We start from the raw sequence: 14,894 nt of genomic DNA, 5'->3' as shown, positions 1-14,894 counted from the left end.
GTGCATCGGGCGTTTTGAGACTGAAACAGGTGTAAACCTATTTCAGGACTAGACAGACAGAATCAATTACTTGATTTTGCCTTCTTTGTAGATCACGTGCTTACGTACAACCGGATCGAATTTTTTGATTTCGATCTTGTCGGGAGTAGTGCGCTTGTTCTTGTCGGTAGTGTAGAAGTGACCAGTACCGGCGCTCGAGATCAAACGAATCAATTCACGCATGATTATCTCCTTAGATTTTGCCGTCGCGGCGCAGATCAGCAAGCACAGCTTCGATGCCACGCTTGTCGATGATACGCATGCCTTTGGCAGATACGCGCAGACGGACAAAACGCTTCTCGCCTTCAACCCAGAAGCGATGATGCTGCAGGTTTGGCAGGAAACGACGACGGGTTTTGTTGTTTGCGTGGGAAATGTTATTCCCGGTTACTGGACCCTTACCAGTAACTTGACAGACTCTCGACATGCCTCAGCCCTCTAAAACCACATGCCCAACCCGGCATGGGTTGGCCGCTTAATCTCTCAGTCATTTGGCGCCAGGCGCCGCGTTTCTTTAAGGGTCTTACCGGCTACACCTACAGTGAAGGAACCGGGCCCCTAGAAAAGAGCGCTGCTTTATACCAGAAACCCTTTGAGGCAACAACAAGCAATGTACTTTGCGCCTCAGGAATATGTATTCGCAAGCCCTGCGCTCAAGCTATACGGGCACGCAGGCAAATTGACCGCTCGTCGCGCTGTGACGATTGTTCTGAGCAGGCACATGGTCTAGGGTAAGGCGCTCACCAGACTGCGCCGGCAGATGGACCCTTTCTGATTACAGGAATATCGCCATGCGTCTTGCTGCAATACCCTTTTTGCTCGCCCCGCTGCTCTTCCCGGTCATGACTCAGGCAGCGAGTCTTGTGGTCTGCACCGAAGCCAGCCCCGAAGGCTTCGATGTCGTGCAGTACAACTCACTGACAACCACCAACGCTTCGGCCGATGTGCTGATGAACCGTCTGGTGGATTTCGATGCCAAGAGCGGCAAGCTGGTACCGAGCCTGGCGCAGGAGTGGACAGTCTCAAGCGACGGGCTGACCTACGATTTCAAACTGCGCTCCGGAGTGAAATTCCATAGCACCGCCTATTTCACCCCGACCCGCGAACTCAGCGCGGAAGACGTAGTGTTCAGCTTCAAGCGCATGCTCGACCCGCAGAACCCCTGGCACAAGATTGCCCAGAGCGGCTTCCCGCATGCGCAGTCCATGCAACTGCCTGCACTGATCAAGAATATCGAATCGCCGGACGCCCATACCGTGCGCTTTACCCTGAACCATGCCGACTCGACCTTTCTGGCGACCTTGAGCATGGGGTTTGCGTCGATCTACTCGGCTGAATACACCGACCAGCTGTTGAAAGCCGGCACACCGGAAAAACTCAACAACCAGCCTATCGGCACCGGCCCTTTCGTATTCAAGCGCTTCCAGAAAGACGCCGTGGTGCGCTACGAAGCCAACAAGGATTACTTCGCGGGCAAGCCTGAAAGCGACACGCTGATTTACGCCATCACGCCGGATGCCAATGTGCGCCTGCAGAAGATCCGCCGTGATGAATGCCAGATCGCGCTTTCACCCAAGCCGCTGGATATCCCGGAGGCCAGCAAAGACCCGGCGCTCAAGGTGGAAAAGAACGAAGCCTTCATGACAGCGTTCGTGGCGATCAACAGCCAGCACGCACCGTTCGACAAACCGGAAGTGCGTCAGGCTGTAAATCTGGCCTTCGACAAGGCGAACTACCTGAAAGCCGTGTTTGAAGACACCGCAGAAATCGCCAACGGCCCTTACCCGCCCAACACCTGGAGCTACGCCAAAGAGCTGCCGGGTTATCCACATGATGTCGCCAAGGCCAAGGAGTTGCTGGCCAAGGCCGGACTGAAGGATGGCTTCAAGACCACCATCTGGACTCGCCCTTCCAGCAGTCTTCTGAACCCCAACCCAAGCCTGGGTGCGCAGTTGCTGCAAGCGGACCTGAAACAGATCGGCATCGATGCCCAGATCAAGGTCATCGAGTGGGGCGAGCTGATTCGTCGCGCCAAGGCAGGCGAGCATGACTTGCTGTTCATGGGCTGGGCAGGCGACAACGGCGACCCGGATAACTTCCTGACGCCGCAGTTCTCCTGTGCCGCCGTGCAGTCGGGCACCAACTTTGCCCGCTACTGCGACAAGACCCTGGACAAGCTGATCAGCGACGGCAAATCCACCAGCGATCAGGCGCAGCGCAGCAAGCTGTATCAACAGGCCCAGGCGCAGATCCAGCAGCAGGCACTGTGGCTGCCACTGGCCCACCCGACCGCCGCCACCCTGACCCGCAAGGACGTTACCGGCTATGAAGTCAGCTCGTTCGGGCGTCAGGACTTTTACAAGGTGAAGGTGAAGTAAGCGCTCTGTGAAACTTCGCGAATGAATTCGCTCCTACGCAGACTGTGTGGGAGCGAATCGGGCGGCGCTCCGCTCATTCGCGAAAGGCCTACACCAAACCCATTTCCACCATCGACAGCGGTTCTCCATCGCCGATGATCACATGGTCCAGCACCCGCACATCGATCAGCGCCAGCGCCTGTTTCAGGCGCTTGGTCAGTTCGATGTCGGAATGGCTGGGGTCGGTGACGCCCGAAGGGTGGTTATGGCACAGGATTACGCTGGCGGCATTGTGGACCATGGCACGTTTGACGACCTGTCGCGGATGCACATACGCCGCGTTGATCGTCCCGTGAAACAGGGTCTCGAACGTCAGGACACGATTCTTGCTGTCGAGAAACAGGCAGCCGAAGACTTCATGCTGTTCCTGCCGAAGTATGGCCTTGAGATACCTGCGCACTTGCAGCGGGCTTTCCAGGATTGAATCACGACGCAATGTTTCGGCCATGTGCCGACGCGCCATCTCCATCACCGCCTGCAACTGGGCAAACTTCGCTGGCCCAAGCCCCAGATGCGAGCTGAACATGCTCAGGTCGCTTTCCAGCAGCGCTCTCAGACTGCCAAATTGATTCAACAGATGACGCGCCAGATCTACAGCGCTTTTTCCGGCCACGCCGGTACGTAAAAAGATGGCTAACAACTCGGCGTCGGAAAGGCTTTGCGCCCCCGATGCCAATAAACGCTCACGCGGGCGTTCGGACACAGGCCAATTGCGAATACTCATAGCACCTCCATGTGTGTGGCGCCGCTGTTCCGGTGCGGTCGCTGTGCTATCTTAGCCCATCTTTTTTGCGCGGCGACCTGGCCTGGGGAGGCGTCATCGCTGTCGCGTATTCAATCGACCAAAAAGGCAGGCCTATGCAGCGGCTGTATCGAAAACGCATCGTTCTGGGCGTCGGCGGCGGCATCGCGGCCTACAAGAGCGCCGAACTGGTTCGCCGGTTGCGCGACCACGGCGCAGAAGTGCGTGTCGTCATGACCAAAGGTGGCGCCGAGTTCATCACGCCCCTGACCATGCAGGCCCTTTCCGGGCACCCCGTACACATGGATCTGCTGGACCCGGCGGCCGAGGCCGCGATGGGCCATATCGAGCTGGCCAAGTGGGCCGACCTGATCCTCGTCGCTCCGGCCACTGCCGACCTGATAGCCCGTCTGTCACAAGGCATTGCCAATGACCTGCTGACCACCATCGTCCTGGCGACCGACGCAACGGTCGCCATTGCCCCGGCCATGAACCAGGCCATGTGGCGCGACGAGTCGGTGCAGGCCAATACCCGCCTGCTGGAAGACCGCGGCTTTCGCGTCTTCGGCCCGGCATCCGGCAGCCAGGCCTGTGGCGACGTGGGTTTCGGGCGCATGCTCGAAGCCAACGATCTGGCCCAGTGCGCCGCCGACTGCTTCCAGCGCCTGACCCTGACCGGCAAGCATGTCCTGATCACCGCAGGCCCGACCCAGGAAAACATCGACCCAGTGCGTTACATCACCAACCACAGCTCCGGCAAGATGGGCTTTGCCCTGGCCGAAGCCGCCGTGGAAGCGGGTGCCCGTGTCACGCTGATTACCGGCCCGGTCAACCTGCAAACGCCGGATCGCGTATCGCGTATCGATGTGGTCAGCGCCCGCGACATGCTGGCCGCCTGTGAAGCTGCGATCCCCTGCGACTTGTTCATCGCCTCCGCAGCCGTGGCCGACTACCGCCCGGAAGTCATCGCGCCACACAAACTCAAGAAAGATCCTACCAACGGCGACGGCCTTCTGCTCCAGATGGTCCGCAACCCGGACATCCTGGCCACCATCGCCACCCGCCCGGATCGCCCTTTCAGTGTCGGCTTCGCCGCCGAGACCGAACACCTGCTCGACTATGCTGCACGCAAGCTCAAGGACAAGAACCTCGACCTGATCGTCGCCAACGATGTTGCCAACCCCAGCATCGGCTTCAACAGTGAGGAAAACGCCTGCAGCGTGATCGACCGGGCGTTGCACGCAACGCTTTTCGCCCAGACCAGCAAGGCCAAGATTGCCCGCCAGCTGATCACTTTTATCGCAGAACGCATGAATCAGGTTTAACTACGAATGCACGCTCTACAAGCAAAGATCCTCGACCCTCGCATCGGCAACGAATTCCCGCTCCCGGCCTACGCCACCCCAGGTTCGGCCGGCCTGGACCTGCGCGCCATGCTCAAGGAGGAAACCATCCTCGAACCTGGCCAGACGCTGCTGATCCCCACCGGCCTGTCGATCTACATCGGTGATCCGGGTCTGGCAGCCATGATCCTGCCGCGCTCGGGCCTGGGCCACAAACACGGCATCGTGCTGGGTAATCTGGTTGGCCTGATCGACTCCGATTATCAGGGCGAACTGATGGTTTCCTGCTGGAACCGTGGACAGACCGCATTCAAGATCTCCATCGGCGAACGCATCGCCCAACTGGTGTTGGTACCGGTGGTTCAGGCCCGCTTCGAGCTGGTCGAAGAGTTCGATGAAAGCCAGCGTGGCGCTGGTGGTTTCGGTCACTCCGGCAGCCACTGATCGCTCGCGGCTCAGGAAGATCACCCCGTTTCAGGACGAATCGCAGGAGAGGTCGGGTGAAAGGCAGTCAAAACGTGTCAAAGCAGTCTGTAACCGCCACGAACCCGCCTCCGGCTGCAAGCCTGCAAGGCTTGTTTCCCGGCCTCCTCCTTGCCGTCGCAGGCTTGCTGTGCTCAGCGGTGCTGATCTGGTTTGCGCTGTTGAGCAACCCCCAGCAACAAAACCCGCTGACCCAAGCCTGGGGAAGCAGCCAGGCCTCGGCCGTCAATCTGGCCCTCAAGCAGATGAACGCCGACACCCAGGCTGCCGCCTCCAACGACGCTCTCGTACAAGCCCTGCAAAGCAAGGACACTGCTGCGCTGGCGGCACTGCAACACCAGCTCAGGTACTGGGATGGCCTGGTCGGTGCCCGAATCGATCCCAAAGGCCTGAATGACGTCGATCCACAAGGCTCATTGCCAGTGAGCTTTGCGACTCTGGATATGCTGAACGACGCCGCCCAGGGCCAGACCGCACCTCCCGAAGCCCGCAAGCTGGGCGAGCGCTGGGTGATCTACAGCGCAGCACCGGTACGAGCCAGCCCGACACAACCGGTCGTGGGCACCCTGTTGCTGGCGTTCGATCCACAACGCTTGCTCAACGCACTGCCGGTCATGCCTGACGAGGCCGGAAAAATCGTTCTGAGCCAGCAATTCGGTACAGGGCAAGAACAGGTTTTCCTGCAACGCGGGGAAGCAGACAACGGCAAGCCGTTGAGCTTCGATACCGGTCATGCCAACTGGAAACTCGAATTCACCCCTGGCTCATCACTGCAATCTTCACCTTCCCTGCTGCTTCTGTTAGTGGCGGCAATCATTGCTCTGGCTGGCGTATTACTGGGGCTGCACTTTAATGAAAGGGCTCTGCAACGGCGTATTTGCGAGGATGCACGGCAACTGAATCAGCTGCTTCAAGAACTCTCGGACGGAAAAACCGTCAAACCCTTCGGTTTGAGCCTTGAGGCACTCAACAGTCTGGCTCAGGCCCTTGCCCGCTTTTCGCCTCGCGGCCAGCCACAGCCGGTCGTGAACGAGGAGTCGGACGCCGCAAGCAGTACGAGAAACAGTGTTTCGACCCCATTCACAGCACCTGACGCCCAATGGACAGATCCGCTGTTTCAAGATACCGATATTCTTGATATCGACCTTCTCGACGAAAACCAGGACTTCCTGAGATCGGAGCATCCCCCAGTTATGAGCAGCCAAGAATCCACGGCACCTAAACTTCCCGACAATATTTTCCGCGCCTATGACATCCGCGGCGTGGTCGGGGATACCCTCAATGCTGAAACGGCTTATTGGATCGGTCGCGCCATAGGCTCCGAAAGCCTGGCCCAGAACGAGCCGAACGTCAGCGTTGGACGCGACGGACGTCTTTCAGGTCCTGAACTGGTGCAACAACTGATTCAAGGCCTGCACGACAGCGGCTGCCACGTCAGCGATGTCGGCCTGGTGCCAACCCCTGCGCTTTACTATGCGGCCAATGTGCTGGCTGGCAAGACCGGCGTCATGTTGACCGGCAGCCACAACCCCAAGGACTACAACGGCTTCAAGATCGTCATTGCTGGCGACACCTTGGCCAACGAGCAGATCCAGGCGCTGCACGAACGCATCAAGACCAACAACCTGACTTCCCAGAAAGGCAGCATCACCAAGGTCGACATCCTTGATCGCTACTTCCAGCAGATCAAGAACGACATCGTGCTGGCTCGCAAACTGAAAGTCGTGGTCGACTGCGGCAACGGCGCAGCCGGTGTGATCGCCCCGCAACTGATCGAAGCCCTGGGCTGTGAAGTGATCTCCCTGTTCGCGGAAGTCGACGGCAACTTCCCCAACCACCACCCGGACCCGGGCAAGCTGGAAAACCTCGAAGACCTGATCGCCAAGGTCAAGGAAACAGGTGCAGACCTGGGCCTGGCCTTCGACGGCGACGGCGACCGTGTGGGCGTGGTGACCAACAAAGGCAATGTGGTCTACCCCGACCGCCTGCTGATGCTCTTCGCGCTGGACGTGCTGAAACGCAATCCGGGCGCCGATATCATTTTCGACGTGAAATGCACCCGCCGCCTGACCCCGCTGATCAGCGAGCACGGTGGTCGTCCGGTCATGTGGAAAACCGGCCACTCCCTGATCAAGAAAGAGATGAAAAAGAGCGGTGCGCTGCTCGCTGGCGAGATGAGCGGCCATATCTTCTTCAAGGAGCGCTGGTTCGGTTTCGACGACGGTATCTACAGTGCTGCACGCCTGCTGGAAATCCTCAGCCAGGAATCCCAGAGCGCCGAAGACCTGTTCGAGACCTTCCCGAACGACATTTCTACGCCTGAGATCAACATTAAGGTGACCGATGTCACCAAGTTCAGCATCATTGAGGCCCTTGAGAAAGACGCCCAGTGGGGCGACGCTAAACTGACCAGCATCGACGGTGTGCGCGTGGACTATCCGAACGGCTGGGGCCTGGTACGTGCTTCCAATACTACGCCAGTGCTGGTATTGCGCTTCGAGGCTGAAACCGAAGCCGAATTGCAGCGTATCAAGGATGTTTTCCACGCCGAGATCAAGAAAGTTGCACCGGATCTCAAACTTCCGTTCTGATTGTTTTTTCCTTTTGACTGGAGCCCTGAATGACCCTCGACCGTGATGCCGCCTCTAATGTAGCCAAGGTTCTATCCGAAGCGCTGCCTTACATTCGCCGCTTCGTCGGCAAGACGCTGGTAATCAAGTACGGCGGCAACGCCATGGAGAGCGAGGAGCTGAAAACCGGCTTCGCGCGCGACATCGTGCTGATGAAAGCGGTAGGCATCAACCCGGTGGTCGTTCACGGCGGCGGCCCTCAGATCGGTGATCTGCTCAAGCGCCTGTCCATCGAGAGCCACTTCATCGATGGCATGCGCGTCACCGATGCCCAGACCATGGACGTGGTGGAAATGGTCCTGGGCGGCCAGGTCAACAAGGACATCGTCAACCTGATCAACCGTCATGGCGGCAGCGCGATTGGCCTGACCGGCAAGGACGCTGAACTGATTCGTGCGCGCAAGCTCACCGTCAGCCGCCAGACACCAGAAATGACCAAGCCTGAAATCATCGACATCGGCCACGTGGGCGAAGTAGTGGGCGTCAACACCGAACTGCTGAACATGCTGGTCAAAGGCGACTTCATCCCGGTCATCGCACCTATCGGTGTCGGCCCGGACGGCGAGTCCTACAACATCAACGCCGACCTGGTTGCCGGCAAGGTTGCAGAAGCCCTCAAGGCCGAAAAACTGATGCTGCTGACCAACATCGCCGGCCTGATGGACAAGCAAGGTGAAGTCCTCACCGGTCTGACCACCGAGCAGGTAGACAGCCTGATCGCCGACGGCACCATCTACGGCGGCATGCTGCCCAAGATCCGCTGCGCACTGGAAGCAGTCCAGGGCGGCGTTCACAGCTCGCACATCATCGACGGCCGCGTACCCAACGCCGTCCTGCTGGAAATCTTCACCGACAGCGGCGTCGGCACGTTGATTACCAACCGCAAGCGTCACTGATTGCGATAAGAAGCGCCCAAAGCCCTGCCAGCTTTTGTTGGCGGGGCTTTTTTACAGGTGTCATGAATTCGGTGCTTCGTGGTCCCGTCGCCGGCAAGCCGCCTCCCACAGACGACACCGCTCTGACTTGGCAACGCTTAACGAAGACAGAGCGAATGAATTCGCTTACCTGATCACCACTCCTCTACAAGTCCTCATTCCCGATCGACTTGAAGACTCGCAAGTTACTCTCCTGCCCACCAATGCTTTGATTGACGCTACGGATCAGATTGGCCATGTCCGCCGCTGCTACCCGCAGATCCACGTCTGGCATATGCAGGATGTAGTTTGTCATCACATAAGCATCGTTGATCGCGTGTACCGAAGACAGGGACTGGAGCGGCCCCAGCGGTGCAACGATGCCTGCGGCCCGAAATTGTTCTTCATACTCGATCACCGATTTGAAAGGTAAACCTTTACACAAGTCATCGGTCCCCAGGTACTTGTGAGTGCATTCGTGGATGAGCGTATCGACCAGGTCTTCCATCCGCGTACTCATTACTTTGTTGAACCGGAGATTGACGTCGTTGGAGTTGTGATACCCCGCTGGATTTGTGTTTAGGCAACCGTTAGTCGACGGTCCGCCGAACAGAATGTGAGACAGCGGTTTTGTTACGTAAGCAACCACCCCAGGCCCGGAGGGCTTTAGCCAGTGATAGCCAAACTCCGCCAAACGCAGGCCAGGCGAACGCATACCAGCCAGCAATTGCTGCAACTTCAGGTTCAGAGCTTCCAGAGCCTCAAAAACCTGAGGGACCGAACTCAGGCGAAAGTGAACTACCAAATGCCGATAGAAGTCCGGATGTAGCATCTGCACCGACTCTTCGTCGTCAAAGCCTGAGTGTTGCGCCTCTCTGACCACATGAAGGGCGATTACCGCTCTCTCGACAGCTTCGTGAACGGCTGCACGTGCCAGACGCATGGCTTCAGACAATTTGCTTAGCGCAGGGGGCGTAATCTCGTTGATGGCGATAATGTTCAGGCCGCCGATCTTATATTCCACTGCCATGTGTGCTCCGGACCGGATGAGAGTAAGGACGATTGTGCATGACCATCCGTACGAACGGCCAGTTGATACTAGCCTCCGCCCCAGGTCGCCCAATAGAGGCGTATACCTGGAGTGACGCTTATCCGCCCCCGAACTCACGTCCAGGCACCTGATCGCAAGATGCCTCTCTTTCTCTTGAGTGAAACTTCCGAGACAATCTCGACCGCTTGCGCCTGTCTATTTCGGTAACTAGTCTGCGTCGGTCGCTGAAACTCAGCGATCGGGTTTAGCAGCCCGTTCTTATCAGGCGTACAGCGCTCCCATTACCCGAGGTGCTTTTGCGGCCCTGCGTTATGGTGGCCGTGCGTGGGGCATCTTCGGGTGCGCCGGGTTCCTGATAACCGGTCTGCTAACCCGCGCATGGCTACCACCCACTCGTTTAGCAGCGAGGGTGTTGGCTTCTTTTAATTATCAGGAGTTACACCATGGTTAAAAAACTTGTTCCCGACCCGCCTGTTTTTGGGCTGTCTTCCCCGGACAACACCATCGACTGCCATGAAACCCAACTGGCCCATGTCTCAGACCTTTTGCGCTGCGCGGGTGCGACGGCCTATGAAGGTGGCGATGCGTTGAATGGCCAGCAGCGAGACCTGATTATGGCTTCAATGCACTTGATCAGTCAGGCTCAGGGGGTGATTGACCAGATGCTTGATACCCCCGTCTCCAACAGACGAAGTTGAAACATCTTCGCGAATGAATTCGCCCCTACTCGAACCCTGTAGGAGCAATTCATTCGCGAAAACGCCAGACACCACCTTATCTGAGCAACTTCTCCACCCGAGCCCGATCCTCGGCAAAGCTTGCCTCGGCCTGGACGCGGGATGTCTGGTAGCGGGTGATGTCGGCCTGAATACGCTGTTGCTGCTCCTGCACATCGTTCAACTGGTCGATGAGGGCCTGGGGAATCGGGCGACCGGCGCGCTCCAGGTCGGCGGCCTGGCTTTGCATGTTGCGTTGCTGGGCGGTAAGGCCCTGGATATTGCCTTGGGCCACACCAATCAACGCATCCAGCTCGGCCAGTTTGCGGGCCTTGACGCGGTCCACCTCTTCGACGCTGCTGTAGAGGCTCAGCAATTGCGCATCGGCGCTGGCCTGAACCTTGTCGGCTTCGGCCTGCCGGATCTGTTCGGCGGTGGGTGCGGGCGGTACGACCTGCACCACTCGCCCTCGGGCGTTGAGCACTTCGTAGCCTTTGGCGACATACTCCGGCGGCACGCCCTGACGATCCAGTACGGTCACGCCGCGGCTGTCGATGTAGCGATAGAACAGAACGTCAGCCGTATCCGCAGCCAGAGCCGCCACGGGCGCCACGGGCGCCAGTACGCCCAATGACAGCAAAAGCCCCAGCGCATTCAGCAAACGCATGTCGAATCCCGATCACAGCCAGCGACAGCCATACACTCCCCTTGTCAGATTCCGTATTGCGCCCTGTAGGCTTCAACCGCAGGCAAGTGCTGCTTGAGCTGCGGATCGTCTGCAAGGAATTGTAGAACCTGATTGAGGGATACGATGCTCACGACCGGAATCCCGAAGTCACGCTCGACTTCCTGGATGGCCGAAAGCTCGCCATTGCCGCGTTCCTGACGATTGAGTGCGATCAGAACACCGGCCGCAGTTGCGTCCTGGCCCTTGATGATCTGCATGACCTCGCGAATCGCGGTGCCGGCGGTGATCACGTCGTCGATGATCAGCACGTTACCGGTCAACGGTGCGCCAACCAGGCTGCCGCCTTCGCCGTGTGCCTTGGCCTCTTTGCGGTTGAAACACCAGGGCAGATCCATGCCGTGATGTTCAGCCAAAGCCACGGCTGTCGCGGCCGCCAGAGGAATACCCTTGTAGGCTGGCCCGAACAGGACGTCGAAGGAAATGCCACTGTCGACCACCGCTGCGGCATAGAAACGCCCCAGCTGAGACAGGGCCGAACCGCTGTTGAACAGACCGGCATTGAAGAAATACGGACTGGTGCGCCCGGACTTGAGAGTGAACTCACCGAAGCGCAAAACGCCGCGATCGATGGCAAAACGAATGAAATCGCGTTGATACGCTTGCATGAAAAAAGCCCCGAATACCACGGATTTAGCTAAATAGGTAGAGCTCGGGTATCATACACGCACGTGATTTTTGGGGCCATTTATGCGGATCATCAGTGTGAACGTGAATGGCATTCAGGCTGCAGTCGAGCGTGGTTTGCTCAGTTGGCTGCAAGCTCAGAATGCCGACGTCATCTGTCTACAGGACACCCGCGCCTCCACCTTTGAACTGGATGATCCAGCCTTCCAACTGGATGGCTACTTCCTCTATGCCTGCGAAGCCGAAGTTCCAGCCCAGGGTGGTGTGGCGCTGTATTCGCGGTTGCAACCGAAGGCGGTAATCAGCGGCCTGGGCTTTGAAACAGCCGACCGCTACGGGCGTTACCTGCAAGCAGATTTCGATAAAGTCAGTATTGCAACCCTGCTTTTCCCGTCGGGAATGAACGGGGACGAAGACTTGAATCAGAAATTCAAGCTCATGGACGACTTCGCCAAGTACATGGACAAGCAACGCCGCAAGCGTCGCGAGTACATCTACTGCGGCTCGTTCTATGTGGCGCAGCAGAAGCTCGACATCAAGAACTGGCGTGACAGCCAGCAATCTCCTGGTTTCCTGGCACCGGAACGCGCCTGGATGGACGAGATTGTCGGCACCATGGGTTATGTCGACGCCCTGCGTGAAGTCAACCGTGAAGGCGATCAGTACAGCTGGTGGCCCGACAGTGAGCAGGCCGAGATGCTGAATCTGGGCTGGCGCTTCGACTATCAGATCCTGACACCGGGCCTGCGTCGTTTCGTGCGCAGCGCCCGCTTGCCGCGTCAGCCACGCTTCTCGCAGCATGCGCCGCTGATCGTGGACTACGACTGGACCCTGACGATCTGACCCGGACCATCCGGCCCCATGAGAATCAGGCCTTTGCCGGTCGATAGAGAAAATGCCCGTATCGCAAGGTACGGGCATTTTTCTTGCGCGTTATAACGCTCTGCGCCCATAACGCCCGCGTGCAGTTTCAATTCCGATCTATAGTAGTGACTTCAGTTTGGCTAAAACCTGTTGTGCAGGAATGGCAGGTCTCGCCGAAAGCATGAACACATGGCTATGTAATTCATCAGGACCAGCCATCCCAGACCGGAATCCAGACATGAATGCACCGAAAGAATCCGTCATCATCACAGGCATCACGGGCCAGGATGGCGCTTATCTGACTCAATTGCTGTTGGAAAAGGGCTACAAGGTTTACGGCACTTATCGCCGTACCAGCTCAGTCACCTTCTGGCGTCTTGAAGAGCTTGGAGTCACTAACCATCCCAACCTGCACCTCGTCGAGCATGACCTTACGGATCTGAGCGCAAGCATTCGCCTCCTGCAAAAAGCCGAACCCACACAAATCTACAACCTTGCGGCCCAGAGTTTTGTGGGTGTTTCCTTCGACCAGCCGCTGACTACAGCCGAAATTACCGGGCTGGGCGCCGTCAACCTGCTGGAAGCCATCCGCATCGTCAACCCGAAGATCCGCTTCTATCAGGCCTCGACCTCGGAGATGTTCGGCAAGGTGCAGCAGGTCCCACAAACCGAAGACACCTCGTTCTACCCTCGCAGCCCTTATGGCGTGGCGAAGCTTTATGCGCACTGGATGACGATCAACTATCGCGAGTCCTACGGCATCTTTGGTTCGAGCGGCATTCTGTTCAACCACGAGTCGCCGCTGCGCGGTAAAGAATTCGTGACCCGCAAGATTACCGATGCCGTGGCGCGGATTTCCCTGGGCATGCAGGACGTGCTGGAACTGGGGAACATGGACGCCAAACGCGACTGGGGCTTCGCCAAGGAATATGTAGAAGGCATGTGGCGCATGTTGCAGGCTGACGAGCCGGACACCTTCGTACTGGCCACCAATCGCACTGAAACCGTTCGTGACTTCGTGTCGATGGCCTTCAAGGCCGTCGATATCCATCTGGACTGGAAAGGCAGTGCCGACAATGAGCACGGCATCGACACCCGCACCGGCAAGACCGTGATCCGGGTCAATCCGAAGTTCTATCGCCCGGCCGAGGTCGAGCTGTTGATCGGCAATCCTGAAAAAGCCAAGCGTGTGCTGGGCTGGCAAGCCAGTACCAACCTGGAACAACTCTGCCAGTTGATGGTGGAAACAGATCTGAAGCGCAACAAGAACGGCACATCGTTCTGATGTGATCCCGCGCCCCCGACTGCACAGGCATTCGGGGGCCAGGCAATCAACGAGCCTCTTTTACCTCGGCACGCCAGTAATCCAGAAGTGCTGCGAGGGTTTCCTTCAGATCGATACCGGGTTGCCAACCGATGGCATTGAGAATGGCGGAGTTATCGCCGACGGCGCTGGGAATATCCGAAGGACGCATCCGCTGCGGGTCTTCACCAACTTCGATATCTTTCGGGCTCATTGCCAGGAGCATGTCGAGCATCGTCTGAATCTTGCGCGGCTGGCCGCTGCAAATATTGAAACAGCGCGGATAGTCGCCGTCCCTGTCGGCCAATTGCAGTAACGCGACGTAGGCATTGCAGACATCGCGCACATCAAGAAAGTCGCGCTCGGCCTGCAGATTTCCCACCTTCAATAACGGCGGCTGTTCGCCAGCCTCGACAAGTGCGATCTGCCGGGCAAAGGATGCCGTGGCAAAGTCGGGCGATTGCTGTGCGCCGATATGATTGAAAGGGCGCACGATAATGCCCGGCTGGCCTTGCCGGAAGTATTCGTTGACTGCCGCTTCGGCGGCCAGCTTGCTGGCGGCGTAAGGGTTGAGTGGCTGACACGGGCTGCTTTCATTCAGGGGAATCGCCTGCTTGAAGCTGCCGCCGTAGACCTCCGAAGAGCTGACGAACAATACAAATGCCTTGGGCGCCTTGTTCTGTAAGGCCTGCAACAGGTTGACGCTGCCCATGACGTTGGTTTCCCAGGTCAGCAAAGGCTCCTTGAAGCTGGTCGGCACATGCGTAATGGCCGCCAGATGCACCACATGGGTAGGATCGGCTTCGGCAATTGCCTGTTCCAGAGCCTCGGCATTGCGAATATCGCATTGCAGGAGATGGTCGGCATGGGAGGGTGCCGGCGAGGTGCTTCCCACCAGGGCAATGACATGATGCCCGGCGTCTTGCAGGGTCTCGCATAAAATCTTCCCAACGAAACCGTTGGCGCCGGTAATCAGGATGCGCTGCATCTTGGGGGCTTCCTCAGTGACTTCTGGCAAGT

General features: G+C 58.0%; 15 protein-coding genes. 8 read left to right on the top strand and 7 right to left on the bottom strand.

Annotation, left to right across the window (positions count from 1 at the left end; translation table 11 throughout):
• Positions 1-66 precede the first annotated feature (66 nt).
• On the bottom strand, positions 67-222 hold the full coding sequence (gene rpmG, locus ACODS3_RS10245; RefSeq protein WP_007894709.1) for a 50S ribosomal protein L33: 156 nt from the start codon (positions 220-222) through the stop codon (positions 67-69).
• Positions 223-232: 10 nt separating this feature from the next.
• A complete protein-coding gene (gene rpmB, locus ACODS3_RS10240; protein WP_025257921.1) occupies positions 233-466 on the bottom strand; it encodes a 50S ribosomal protein L28 in 234 nt (77 codons plus the stop codon).
• Positions 467-830: 364 nt separating this feature from the next.
• Between rpmB and ACODS3_RS10235 the strand changes: the two genes are divergently transcribed.
• A complete protein-coding gene (locus tag ACODS3_RS10235) occupies positions 831-2,417 on the top strand; it encodes an ABC transporter substrate-binding protein (protein ID WP_489034091.1) in 1,587 nt (528 codons plus the stop codon).
• Positions 2,418-2,505: 88 nt separating this feature from the next.
• Here the strand turns inward: ACODS3_RS10235 and radC are convergent, their stop codons facing one another.
• A complete protein-coding gene (gene radC / locus ACODS3_RS10230) occupies positions 2,506-3,180 on the bottom strand; it encodes a RadC family protein (protein ID WP_201001037.1) in 675 nt (224 codons plus the stop codon).
• Between the two features lie 134 nt (positions 3,181-3,314).
• On the opposite strand from radC, the gene coaBC reads away from it, so the two are divergent.
• The 4 genes from coaBC to argB are packed head-to-tail and all read left to right on the top strand — an operon-like array spanning position 3,315 to position 8,550.
• Entirely contained in the window at positions 3,315-4,523 is a 1,209-nt protein-coding gene (gene coaBC, locus ACODS3_RS10225) for a bifunctional phosphopantothenoylcysteine decarboxylase/phosphopantothenate--cysteine ligase CoaBC (RefSeq protein ID WP_201001035.1), read from the top strand.
• A 6-nt stretch (positions 4,524-4,529) separates the two neighbouring features.
• Positions 4,530-4,985, top strand: coding sequence for a dUTP diphosphatase (dut, locus tag ACODS3_RS10220; protein WP_201019474.1), 456 nt, complete (start codon positions 4,530-4,532; stop codon positions 4,983-4,985).
• A gap of 56 nt (positions 4,986-5,041) precedes the next feature.
• The gene (locus ACODS3_RS10215) at positions 5,042-7,615 is read left to right on the top strand and encodes a phosphomannomutase/phosphoglucomutase (protein WP_489034088.1); all 2,574 of its coding nucleotides are present in this window, start codon (positions 5,042-5,044) and stop codon (positions 7,613-7,615) included.
• A 29-nt stretch (positions 7,616-7,644) separates the two neighbouring features.
• On the top strand, positions 7,645-8,550 hold the full coding sequence (gene argB, locus ACODS3_RS10210; protein ID WP_025257915.1) for an acetylglutamate kinase: 906 nt from the start codon (positions 7,645-7,647) through the stop codon (positions 8,548-8,550).
• Between the two features lie 184 nt (positions 8,551-8,734).
• Here the strand turns inward: argB and ACODS3_RS10205 are convergent, their stop codons facing one another.
• Positions 8,735-9,598, bottom strand: a complete 864-nt coding sequence (locus ACODS3_RS10205) for a hypothetical protein (RefSeq protein WP_304574150.1) — start codon at positions 9,596-9,598, stop codon at positions 8,735-8,737.
• A gap of 464 nt (positions 9,599-10,062) precedes the next feature.
• Between ACODS3_RS10205 and ACODS3_RS10200 the strand changes: the two genes are divergently transcribed.
• Positions 10,063-10,317 (top strand): DUF6124 family protein, encoded by a 255-nt coding sequence (locus tag ACODS3_RS10200; protein WP_201019476.1) that lies wholly within the window; start codon positions 10,063-10,065, stop codon positions 10,315-10,317.
• A 76-nt stretch (positions 10,318-10,393) separates the two neighbouring features.
• On the opposite strand, the gene ACODS3_RS10195 is transcribed toward ACODS3_RS10200, so the two are convergent.
• Both ACODS3_RS10195 and pyrE read right to left on the bottom strand, forming a co-directional pair.
• Complete coding sequence (locus tag ACODS3_RS10195; protein ID WP_489034085.1) at positions 10,394-11,002, bottom strand: DUF4124 domain-containing protein; 609 nt, start codon at positions 11,000-11,002, stop codon at positions 10,394-10,396.
• A 44-nt stretch (positions 11,003-11,046) separates the two neighbouring features.
• On the bottom strand, positions 11,047-11,688 hold the full coding sequence (gene pyrE / locus ACODS3_RS10190; RefSeq protein ID WP_117180673.1) for an orotate phosphoribosyltransferase: 642 nt from the start codon (positions 11,686-11,688) through the stop codon (positions 11,047-11,049).
• A gap of 82 nt (positions 11,689-11,770) precedes the next feature.
• On the opposite strand from pyrE, the gene crc reads away from it, so the two are divergent.
• Complete coding sequence (crc, locus tag ACODS3_RS10185) at positions 11,771-12,550, top strand: catabolite repression control protein Crc (RefSeq protein WP_025257912.1); 780 nt, start codon at positions 11,771-11,773, stop codon at positions 12,548-12,550.
• A 259-nt stretch (positions 12,551-12,809) separates the two neighbouring features.
• Positions 12,810-13,856 (top strand): GDP-mannose 4,6-dehydratase, encoded by a 1,047-nt coding sequence (gmd, locus tag ACODS3_RS10180; protein WP_304574152.1) that lies wholly within the window; start codon positions 12,810-12,812, stop codon positions 13,854-13,856.
• A gap of 46 nt (positions 13,857-13,902) precedes the next feature.
• Here gmd and ACODS3_RS10175 read toward each other — a convergent pair whose 3' ends face one another.
• Positions 13,903-14,862 (bottom strand): GDP-mannose 4,6-dehydratase, encoded by a 960-nt coding sequence (locus ACODS3_RS10175; protein WP_489034083.1) that lies wholly within the window; start codon positions 14,860-14,862, stop codon positions 13,903-13,905.
• Positions 14,863-14,894 lie beyond the last annotated feature (32 nt).

This window comes from Pseudomonas sp. FG43, from assembly GCF_057809175.1.
The sequence above is the reverse complement of the archived record's forward strand: the minus strand, read 5'-3'. Positions and strand labels throughout refer to the sequence as shown.

Coding starts and splice junctions, on each gene's coding strand:
- gmd (WP_304574152.1), top strand. CDS start 12,810: ATGAATGCACCGAAAGAATCCGTCATCATCACAGGCATCACGGGCCAG.
- rpmB (WP_025257921.1), bottom strand. CDS start 466: ATGTCGAGAGTCTGTCAAGTTACTGGTAAGGGTCCAGTAACCGGGAAT.
- rpmG (WP_007894709.1), bottom strand. CDS start 222: ATGCGTGAATTGATTCGTTTGATCTCGAGCGCCGGTACTGGTCACTTC.
- dut (WP_201019474.1), top strand. CDS start 4,530: ATGCACGCTCTACAAGCAAAGATCCTCGACCCTCGCATCGGCAACGAA.
- ACODS3_RS10175 (WP_489034083.1), bottom strand. CDS start 14,862: ATGCAGCGCATCCTGATTACCGGCGCCAACGGTTTCGTTGGGAAGATT.
- ACODS3_RS10205 (WP_304574150.1), bottom strand. CDS start 9,598: ATGGCAGTGGAATATAAGATCGGCGGCCTGAACATTATCGCCATCAAC.
- coaBC (WP_201001035.1), top strand. CDS start 3,315: ATGCAGCGGCTGTATCGAAAACGCATCGTTCTGGGCGTCGGCGGCGGC.
- radC (WP_201001037.1), bottom strand. CDS start 3,180: ATGAGTATTCGCAATTGGCCTGTGTCCGAACGCCCGCGTGAGCGTTTA.
- ACODS3_RS10235 (WP_489034091.1), top strand. CDS start 831: ATGCGTCTTGCTGCAATACCCTTTTTGCTCGCCCCGCTGCTCTTCCCG.
- argB (WP_025257915.1), top strand. CDS start 7,645: ATGACCCTCGACCGTGATGCCGCCTCTAATGTAGCCAAGGTTCTATCC.
- pyrE (WP_117180673.1), bottom strand. CDS start 11,688: ATGCAAGCGTATCAACGCGATTTCATTCGTTTTGCCATCGATCGCGGC.
- ACODS3_RS10200 (WP_201019476.1), top strand. CDS start 10,063: ATGGTTAAAAAACTTGTTCCCGACCCGCCTGTTTTTGGGCTGTCTTCC.
- ACODS3_RS10195 (WP_489034085.1), bottom strand. CDS start 11,002: ATGCGTTTGCTGAATGCGCTGGGGCTTTTGCTGTCATTGGGCGTACTG.
- crc (WP_025257912.1), top strand. CDS start 11,771: ATGCGGATCATCAGTGTGAACGTGAATGGCATTCAGGCTGCAGTCGAG.